General features: G+C 50.0%; 6 protein-coding genes. 2 read left to right on the top strand and 4 right to left on the bottom strand.

Annotation, left to right across the window (positions count from 1 at the left end):
- Positions 1-3,464, top strand: a 3,464-nt coding sequence (locus QT974_RS18190) for an Ig-like domain-containing protein (RefSeq protein ID WP_442933190.1), incomplete at its 5' end; no start/stop codon positions are given.
- A 241-nt stretch (positions 3,465-3,705) separates the two neighbouring features.
- On the opposite strand, the gene QT974_RS18185 is transcribed toward QT974_RS18190, so the two are convergent.
- The 3 genes from QT974_RS18185 to QT974_RS18175 all read right to left on the bottom strand — a co-directional run bounded on the left by QT974_RS18185 (position 3,706) and on the right by QT974_RS18175 (position 5,601).
- Positions 3,706-4,329, bottom strand: coding sequence for a GNAT family N-acetyltransferase (locus tag QT974_RS18185; RefSeq protein WP_333469840.1), 624 nt, complete (start codon positions 4,327-4,329; stop codon positions 3,706-3,708).
- A gap of 655 nt (positions 4,330-4,984) precedes the next feature.
- Positions 4,985-5,110 (bottom strand): hypothetical protein, encoded by a 126-nt coding sequence (locus tag QT974_RS18180; protein ID WP_333469839.1) that lies wholly within the window; start codon positions 5,108-5,110, stop codon positions 4,985-4,987.
- Positions 5,111-5,463: 353 nt separating this feature from the next.
- A complete protein-coding gene (locus QT974_RS18175) occupies positions 5,464-5,601 on the bottom strand; it encodes a hypothetical protein (protein WP_333469838.1) in 138 nt (45 codons plus the stop codon).
- A gap of 507 nt (positions 5,602-6,108) precedes the next feature.
- Between QT974_RS18175 and QT974_RS18170 the strand changes: the two genes are divergently transcribed.
- Entirely contained in the window at positions 6,109-9,627 is a 3,519-nt protein-coding gene (locus tag QT974_RS18170; RefSeq protein ID WP_333469837.1) for a response regulator, read from the top strand.
- Between the two features lie 201 nt (positions 9,628-9,828).
- Here QT974_RS18170 and QT974_RS18165 read toward each other — a convergent pair whose 3' ends face one another.
- Complete coding sequence (locus tag QT974_RS18165; RefSeq protein ID WP_333469836.1) at positions 9,829-9,981, bottom strand: hypothetical protein; 153 nt, start codon at positions 9,979-9,981, stop codon at positions 9,829-9,831.
- Positions 9,982-10,063: the final 82 nt, after the last annotated feature.

Here is a 10,063-nt window from a genome sequence, read left to right as displayed (position 1 = left end):
GCACCTCAGCCACCCCAGACGCCAATCCTGCCAACAACAACGGCAGTGCACCGGGTGCTAAAGTCACCACAACTCTGACACCAGCCCCAAGTCCGCTCAATCAACCGCCTGTCGCCAACAATGCCAATGCGGTAGTAGGCCCAGGTAGCACTGTCCTACTCGCCGGACTTGGAGGCACTGACCCCGACGGGTCGATCGCCTCTTACAAGATTGACACCCTACCCCCAGCAGCCCAAGGCGTTCTGTTCTTAGGAGATCCGGCCAATGGCGGAGTTGCCATAACACCGGGTCAAGTGCTGACACCAGCCCAAATTAGTCAGTTATTTTTCCGATCCACCGGCGCGTTCACTGGAGCCAACTTCAACTACAGTGCGACGGATAATCAAGGTCTCAGCAGTCCTGCACCTGCAACTATCGCTGCGATACCATCGCCCATCCCAACTCCGACTCCAACACCAGCGCCAATTCCCGCACCGACGCCAACACCAGCGCCAACGCCAATTCCGCTCCCAACTCCAACACCGACACCGATTCCAGCGCCAACTCCGACTCCCAACCAACCGCCATTAGCCACAAATGCTAACTCCAGCCTTGCGCCCAACGCGAGCGCGCGGGTTCCCGGATTGGGAGGAAGCGACCCCGACGGGTCGATCGCCTCTTACACCATCAACACCCTGCCCCCAGCAGACCAAGGCATCCTGTATTTAGGAGATCCCGCCAACGGCGGCGTAGCGGTGACGGCAGGCCAAGTTCTGACTCCCGAACAGATAGGGCAACTATATTTCCAATCCACAGGGACTTTTACGGGAGCCAATTTCACCTACAGCGCGATCGACAACGGCGGCACCAGCAGTCCGGTTGCTACCGCTAACCTTTCTGCTACACCTCTAACTCCGACGCCAACTCCCGCCAACCAACCGCCAGTTGCCAACAATGCAAACTTCATAGTTCCACCGAGCACTAGCACGCGGGTTCCCGGATTGGGAGGAAGCGACCCCGATGGGACGATCGCCTCTTACACCATCAACACCCTGCCCCCAGCAGACCAAGGAATCCTGTATTTAGGAGATCCCGCCAACGGCGGCGTAGCGGTGACACCCGGTCAAGTCCTGACTCCGGCACAGATAGGGCAACTATTTTTCCGCTCTGGAGGCAGCTTTACAGGAGCCAATTTCAACTACAGCGCGATCGACAACAGCGGCACCAGCAGTCCTGCCACTGCTACAGTTGCAGCCATTGCTCCGACTCCCAACCAACCGCCATTAGCTAACAATGCTAACTTCAGCATTCTCCCCAACGGCAGCGCGCGGGTTCCGGGATTGGGAGGAAGCGACCCTGACGGGACGATCGCCTCTTACACCATCAACACCCTGCCCCCAGCAGACCAAGGACTGCTATTTTTAGGAGACCCAGCCAATGGCGGTGTAGCCGTGACACCCGGTCAAATCCTGACACCGGCACAACTCGGGCAACTATTTTTCCAAGCCACAGGCAGCTTTACAGGAGCCAATTTCAACTACAGTGCCACCGACAACGGCGGCGCCACCAGTCCCGCTACTGCTACAGTTGCAGCCATCGCCCTCCCCGTTGCCCCAACACCAACACCAACACCCACACCAACACCCACACCCACACCAGCGCCCACACCCACGCCCGTACCACCGCTGACCTCAAATCCGATCGCCGAACCAGATACCGAGTGTGACTGTCCGCCGATTTCTGGCAAACCGGGAATTAACTTTGCACCGCCGCAGCAACCGCCCGCAGTGGGATTTGTCCGACCGATTTCGCGCATGGGAGAAGCACAAACCACCAAAGGTACCAACGGCAATGACTCGATCGATGACACCAAAGGCAACCGCAAAATCGTCGGTTTTGAAGGCAACGACCTGATTTTAGGTAAAGACGGCGCCGACGAAATTTACGGCAGCGAAGGCAATGACACGATTTTTGCCGACACAGACACCGATATTGCTTACGGTGGTGAGGGCAACGATATTGTCCATGCTGGCAAACAGAATGACTGGATTGCTGGGGACTTAGGCTCTGACACCCTGTTTGGAGATGAAGGTGCCGATACGATTTTGGGAGACAACGGCAACGATAACTCCGGTAGCGCTGACGACAATGGCGATTTGATCTTCGGAGGAAACGGTGCAGATATCATTAACGGCAACGAGGGCAACGATACCATCCATGCCGGCAAAGATAACGATATTGCTCTCGGTGGCAAAGACAATGACATCATTTGGGGCGAACTCGGCAACGATACCTTGATTGGCGGCACCGGCGATGACTCCTTACTTGGCGGCACCAACAGCAAAAGGATCGTTGACTTCCAAGGACGCGACTTGCTCTACGGAGGCTTCGGCAACGACTTCCTCAGCGGCCAAGAAGGCGACGATACGCTGGTTGCAGGCAAAGATAACGATCGCGCTTACGGAGGTAAAGGCAATGACCTGATCTACGGTCAATTAGGCTCAGATACCCTCTACGGCGGCTTCGGCAACGATACCCTGCTCGGCGATAGCGGCGGTTCCAACTCAGCTAACAGTGCTGATGAAGGAGACTTGCTCTTTGGCGATACCGGCAACGACATTATCGGCGGCGGCAACGGTAATGATACCGTCCAAGCTGGTAAAGGTAATGATTGCGTTTGGGGCGGCAAAGATAATGACCTGATTTGGGGCGAACTCGGCTCTGATACCCTTGTCGGCGACAGCGGTGATGACACCATGTACGGCGGCGCCCGAGGTCGAGCTAAAGATGTCAACGGTAATGATTGGCTCTTTGGAAACACCGGTGCTGACGTACTCTACGGCGACGAAGGTGACGATACCATCGCCGGCGGTAAAGATGAGGACAATATTTACGGCGGCAAAGGTAACGACCTCATACACGGAGATTTCGGCAACGACGTGATTTTCGGCGGTGACGGCAACGATGACCTCTGCGGTAACGAGGGCAACGATACCATCTACGGCGATCGCTCCGATAACCGGGGTGTCTTGGTGGGCGCCAACGGCCAGCAAGACTGCATGGACGGCGGTGACGGCGATGACTTGCTCTACGGCAACGAAGGGCAAGATACTATCAACGGAGATGCTGGTAGCGATACCCTGATTGGCGGTAAAGATAGCGACCTTCTCAATGGGGGTGCTGGCGATGACTGGCTGTTTGGTGGCTTGGGCGACGATACTTTAATCGGAGGCCTGGGGAGCGATCAATTTGTGTTGAGTGCTGACGGCGGCACCGATACTGTGATTAACTTCGAGGTAGGCGTCGATAAGTTTGTTTTGACTGGCGGTCTGAGTTTCCAGCAGTTGCAGTTTAGCGCTACTCCTAACGGTACTTTGCTGCAAGTAACAGGAACTAATCGGGTTTTAGCAAATTTGGTAGGGGTTAACGGGGCGATCGCTTCCTCGGATTTCCTCTCATCCAATTTCTTGCGCACAGAGGGTTAGAATAGGCGGCAAAAGTCCCCTATTTCGATCGCAAAACGCCACAGCAGTTCATAACTTCTGTGGCGTTCCTCAGTCTCCTAAATTACGGCTTTTACCTTAAATTTTTACAGTTGGTAGTGAGTTCGCACGCGCGATCGAATGTTACTGCGGTTAATCGATCGAACACGATATGACCCATTACCCATTATGTCTTCTGGTTGGGCGCCTCATCTGGCGATCGCCATGCGCTATAGATGCCAGCTTAAGACATGGATATCTGCTTGCGTAGAAATAGCCTGCGCGGCTGACCAAACAGCCAACAAGTCCAATTCCAATCCACTTGTTCCAAGCGATAGCCGGCTTGATAGTACAACTGTCGCGCCCCGTGATTATTTTCCAAAACGTGGAGGTAAATCTCGGAAAATCCCCATTCTTTGGCTGTATCCTCGCAGTTGCTGAGCAATTGTTGAGCAACTCCTTGTCGCCTGTAATCTGGGTGAACCGCTAAATTCGACAAATAAGGATAGTCAGAACTTGGGATTTGCCAAGGGAAGCGAGAACGCAGTGCCATTTCTACTGTTCCCGCTATGCAATGAACTCGGCGCGATCGATAATTCTGCGTTCCTTCCGGGCGCGATACTAGCTCACCAACCAGACAAATGTAATGTTCTGCCTTGGAACGCAGTCTATTTTTTAGATCTTCGTAAATGCCCAAGCGCAACACCGGATAAATCCATTCTACAAACCCCTCCCGGGAGTGAAAACTCATAGCCAAAATATCGGCTAGCTGCGCTAAGTCGTTCGACGCGGCCGCCCGAATCGAAAAGCCGGAAATTCCGGGAGTTTGTTGTTCGTGAGACGGTGAGGAAAAAAAGGAAGTGTTCACAATTCCATGCCACTATATTAATTTTTTGATGCTTGTGTATAAGCTGCCCATCTTGTAATATTTTAGATTTTATATAAAAAATTAGATGGGAAATTACCTATAAAATCATGATTGAGAGCTTGAATATCCTTGTTTTTTACGACGAAACATAATTGTAATATCTTGTTCAATTTTGATTATCTAAGATTTAGCAATCAAACTTATTGACGACATATTTTATGCTCCTGTAAAAGCAGATTTTGGCGAAATTAAGTAGTATTTAATTGTGGAATATTTTAACATTTTAAACTAAAATTTTTGCCATTAAAACCGCTCCTCAGGTTATTGATTTGTATGTATTTGGAAAGATATTAAAAACACTCAAAAATGTTTTAACCTCAGGTTATGCTCTGTGAAACCCAGTCAATCTTACTTCAGTCGAGTCATTGAACGCTCAATAACTTGACTCTCTAGAGTCGAGTTCACGAAGGCCAAGGACAGACTGGCTGTGTCTGTCTCAACCTGTAACGTAGAGAAAGTATTTACAGGCTAACTCGGGCAGAGTGAGAGTTTTTAGGAGATATTCAATACCCTAGCGCTATTTGCTGGCCCAAATACTCGATCGAATTGAATTTATCGCTCGAGCGGTAATTAAAAAACTCAACCACCTACCAGATTAAGAGCCGCTGGGGTGCATCGGATCTGCGCCCGACGAGCGAGATTTCAGCATTTCTGGGCGATCGCCTGTGCCCGACGATTCGATCGGCTGTAAGCTATTGCCATCGTCAGTGTACTCTCCCATGAGATTTTTCTGTTTTGTGAGCCGCTGGCGCCTGTAGTCGAGGTAGCAGCGCTCCTGTTCGGGTTTCCAGATTCACTGCACTGTCAGTAAATCTCAAATCTCCCATCGTTCGACGCGATCGAAGCCCTCCGTCTGGAATCTAAAATCGACTAGCTGGTTTGCACATAGTGCATCCCTAGCTAAGATTAACAGATGGATGCTCAAGCTTGTGGTGTTTCTCCACAGTAATTGGCTTGTCGAATATCTGCACGAGGCACAAGAAATGCTGAAAGTGACCCAAAAAGTGCCTGTCTAACTAGAAATGGTACAGCAATTGAGTCACTGGCAGATCCCGAGCCCGTGCTGTCTGTCGCTCAAGCCCGAATAGCAGCCACCGAAACAGGTGCCAGCTCGCGGGCCGCATCTGCGGGCGGAATGTTAAAATTGCTGTCTCCTTGGTAGCACAACACGCCCGAAGATGTTGGTTGTCTATTCTGTGATGCTGCGGGCATCTTTTACATACCAAATAAAATAGGGAGACTTGGGACAATAGCACATAAATAAAGGCAAATCAAATCACAATTAGGACGGTTATTTATATGTATTGTGAGAGTTCTACAATAGTGTGAAACTTACCTGATTCAGGTTTGCTCTCTTTTACAACACTCAGGAATCGAGGACACTTCTGGCAAAACGAGTCGATCTGAATATCATTAAATAATAAAATTGGGGTGCAGGACAGACTACTGTGAAAAAAAAATCAAACTCGAAAACCCCCACATGAAAAACTAATGTTGCTGCTGTTCTGGGCAAATTCACAACAAATTCAGATTCACAAATTATTGTGATATTAGTTTCAAAAAAAGAGTGCAGGGAAACTCCAACCCCTGAGATAGTCAGTCATCCCAATCGCAAATTATAAATCGCAAATGGTATGACTTTAAAAATTGAAACCGGAGAATTCTTCCTTTTATCAGACTTATTAAATCGAACTGCCCCGGGGCACAGGAGAACGGTGCATGAATTCCCAAGAAAATCCTAAGCTAAAAATTCTGGTTGTCGATGACGAACCGGATAACCTCGACTTACTTTATCGCACCTTCCATCGAGACTATAAAGTGCTCCGAGCCGAATCAGGTCCCGCCGCCCTCGAAATTTTAGCAAAAGAGGGAGAAGTTGCGGTGATTATTTCCGACCAACGAATGCCAAAAATGAGCGGTACGGAGTTTCTCAGCCTGACTGCTGCTCAATACCCGGATGTGATCCGCATTATTTTAACTGGCTATACGGATGTTGAAGATTTGGTTGAAGCTATTAATGCTGGCAAAGTATTCAAATATGTTACTAAGCCGTGGGATGCTGAAGACCTCAAAATTCTTGTCAGTCAAGCTGTTGATACTCACAATATCCTGAAGGCGCGCACTAATGAACTGCGCAGGGCTTTGTCGCAAGAATCGCTGCTTTATGCTGTTACTAATACTATTAGATCGGCTCCCAATTACCAGCAAATGCTGCAAAGAATTGTGGAAACTGTGGGACAGATGTTTGAGGTGAGTTGCTGTCTGCTGCGGCCTTTCCAAGACGGCCGAGTGGCGGATGAGTGGTTTGTTTACCAGAAGGCGGAAACTAAAGGGTTGCGGGGCGATGCTGAAGCCAGACGAGATGTTGCTAGCGGTGGACTTTCAGCGGATTTGCTGCCGGATTTGGTTTGGGAAACTCTGGATGTGGAGGTGATTCAAGATGCCCAAACTGATGAGAGGGTTTTAAGCTGGGACAATCAACAGCGATTGCAGGCTTACCAAGCTGCGAATATTCGCAGCAGCTTAATCGTACCGCTGTTTTACCAAATGGAACTGATGGCTGTCTTGGCGCTGCATCAGTTCGATCGACCGCGCCAGTGGCAAGACCACGAGGTACAGTTGGTAATTACGGTGGCCGACCAAGCGGCTTTGGCGCTTTCTCAAGCCCGGGCTTACGAACAGGTGCGGGCGCTGGCAAAGCGCGAGGCCTTAGTCAATACTATTACTACGGCAATTCGATCGAGCCTCGACCCCCAAAATATTTTTGCAGCGATTACTCAACAGCTCGGTCAAGCTTTGCAAGTTGACGGCTGCGCCCTTTCTCTGTGGACAGAAGATGATGAATATGTCCAGTGCGTGGGGCTCTACGACACAAATAGGGATACCGTGGATGTCAAACAAAGTTTTAGCAATCTAGAGGTAGTTGCGAACCGTCCTGGCCCTGGAACTGCTGCTGAGAGTGCTGCTGGAAACCCTCGCGGCTGGGTTTTTGCTCATCCTTCCATGCCGCAGTCTTTGGTGCCGATTCGCGGCAATCCGGTACTGCTGCAAGTTATGCTATCCAAGGAGCCGGTGGCGATTGAAGACCTCAACGAGCGCCCCGATTTTAATGTTACAGAACTGCAAGTTCGATCGCCAGCCCGGGCTTTGTTAGTTGTTCCGCTACTCTCCGAAGGCAAAATTATCGGTAGCATTTCGCTGCGCCAAAATTGCAGCACCCGCCGCTGGAACCTCTCAGACATTGACTTGGCTCAAATAGTGGCAACTCAAGCGGCTCTGGCGGTGCAGCAGTCGCGCCTTTACCAGACTACCAGACAGCAGGCAGAAAGACTCTTAGAAGCCGATCGGCTCAAAACCGAATTTTTCCAAAATATCTCCCACGAATTCCGCACACCTCTCACCCTAACTATCGGCCCTCTGGAATCAGCTTGCGGCCGCAAAGAAGACTTACCCTACGAACAAGCCGTCATCGCCTTGCGCAATTCCCGCCGCCTCCTGCGCTTGGTAAATCAACTGCTGGACTTGCAGCGGCTCGATGCAGGACGGATGCAGCCGAGTTTTCGCCCCTGCGATTTAGTCGGTTTCTGTTACTCTACGGCAGAGTCATTCCGCGCCTACTGCGAGAAAAAAGGACTGCACTTAATTACTCAACTGCAAGATTGTCCTTTACTTTATTTGGACATTGAAAGATTTGACAAAGTTATTTACAACCTGCTATCAAATGCTGTCAAATTCACCCCAGAAGGTGGAACAATCACCCTGACAGTTGAATCGGCCGGCGCTCACTGCTTGTTGCAAGTAAAAGACACCGGCATCGGCATTCGCACCGAACAAATTCCCTATTTATTCGAGCGCTTTCACCAAGCCGAAGGTTCTGCGAGCCGTTCCTACGAAGGCAGCGGTTTAGGTTTGGCACTTGTCAAAGAATTAGTCGAACTCCACAGCGGTCAAATTTCCGTCGATTCTGTTTACGGCGAAGGTACTACTTTTAGTATTTGGCTGCACTTCGGTTCGACTCATTTGCCCCCGGAACGGGTACTAGAAATTCCCGCCGAGTTTCACGCATCGAAAGCAGCGGTGGAACTGGCAGATGTGGAAGCAGATTTGTCGGAAGATGAAGCAGAAAATACTAATTTTGAAGCTCTAGAACCTGTAAATTCAGAAACAGTAGCGGGTACAGTTTTGGTGGTTGACGACAATCCAGATTTGCGCTTTTATGTGTCGGAAATTCTGCGAGCTTCCGGCTTTGCAGTTTTGCTGGCTCGCAACGGAGAAGAAGGATTTTCTGTGGCAAAAAACCGCCGTCCAGATCTAATTCTTACGGATTTGATGATGCCTGTAATCTCGGGTTTGGATTTGATTCGGATGATTCGACAGGATGAAGATTTGCGGGGAACTCCGGCAATTTTGCTAACTGCTAAAGCCGATGCAGATACTCGGATTGAAGGAGTGGAACGGGGTGCTGATGCTTATTTGTCGAAGCCTTTTAACGATCGCGAATTGTTGGCAGAAGTGCGGAATTTGATCGCCCTCAAACAAAACGAGCGGCGAGTGCAGCAGTTGAACAGTTATTTAACTGAGTCGGTGCTGCGCCGATTTTTGCCGCCGTCGATGGTGAAAGCGGCTGCGGCTGGAGATTTGGCTTTGGATTTGCGCCCGGAACCGCGATTGATTACTATTTTGTTTAGCGATATTGTCGGTTTTACTCAAATGGCAAATACGCTGCGATCGCGCCGGGTAGCTGAGCTGTTGAATGAATATTTGGCGGCAATGACTAAGGCTATTTTTGACAGTGGCGGTACGGTGGACAAGTTTGTGGGAGATGCGGTAATGGCTCTCTTTGGCGCGCCGGAGGAACTAACGCCCAACGAGCAAGTACGCCGCGCTATAGCTGCTGCAAGGCTTATGCTGCGAGCTCTGAAGCAACTTAACGAGCGCTGGTTGGAGCAGGGAATTGTGGGGGAAAATGGGGTGCCTCCGGTACGGTTTCGCTGCGGTATTCACCAGGGTACTGCGGTGGTGGGGATGTTTGGCGGCCCCGATCGATCGGATTATACTGCGATCGGGCCGAGTGTGAATATTGCCGCCCGTTTGCAAGAAGTGGCGGAACCAAACTCTGTGCTGATTTCGGCTGCGGTTGCAGATTATGTTGAGGAGAATCGAATTGTGAAATACAAGTCGCTGCAACTCAAGGGAATTGATGAAACTGTGTTGACTTTTATGCTGAATTGTGATTAGTTATTGGTTGTTTGTTATTGGTTATTGGTTATTGGTTATTAGTTTTTAGTCATTAGTCATTAGTCATTAGTCAGTAGTCATTAGTCATTAGTCAGTAGTCATTAGTCAGTAGTCAGTAGTTGTTTATTTGGTATTATAGATACCAGGTATTTGGTCGCTAGAAGCTGCGAATAATCTCCTGGTTGCTGAGCGAGGAAGCCTCTATGATGACTGTTTGTCGGGGGTGCGATCGATTTCTTGGCTCGGGAGTTCTTTGATAGTCGTCGCGGCATCTCGTAGAGGATTGATACTTTGACTGTAACGAGTCTCGATCGCTATGAGTAGGGAATTGGCGATCGCAACTCGTAGCATCATCGCAGTGTTTGGTATTTGGTGTCAGGGGCGATCGCCCTTTCTTTTTGTATGGCGATTACCTGCAATACGGCTACGCTTCACG

Source organism: Microcoleus sp. BM001215392 (assembly GCF_036700185.1).
Taxonomy (GTDB): domain Bacteria; phylum Cyanobacteriota; class Cyanobacteriia; order Cyanobacteriales; family Microcoleaceae; genus Microcoleus.
This window is presented reverse-complemented; position numbering and strand designations above follow the sequence as displayed.

Bases quoted from the DNA above. Each gene is read 5' to 3' on its own strand.
- QT974_RS18180 (WP_333469839.1), bottom strand. From the start codon at position 5,110: ATGGGAGAGTACACTGACGATGGCAATAGCTTACAGCCGATCGAATCG.
- QT974_RS18175 (WP_333469838.1), bottom strand. From the start codon at position 5,601: ATGCCCGCAGCATCACAGAATAGACAACCAACATCTTCGGGCGTGTTG.
- QT974_RS18170 (WP_333469837.1), top strand. From the start codon at position 6,109: ATGAATTCCCAAGAAAATCCTAAGCTAAAAATTCTGGTTGTCGATGAC.
- QT974_RS18165 (WP_333469836.1), bottom strand. From the start codon at position 9,981: ATGATGCTACGAGTTGCGATCGCCAATTCCCTACTCATAGCGATCGAG.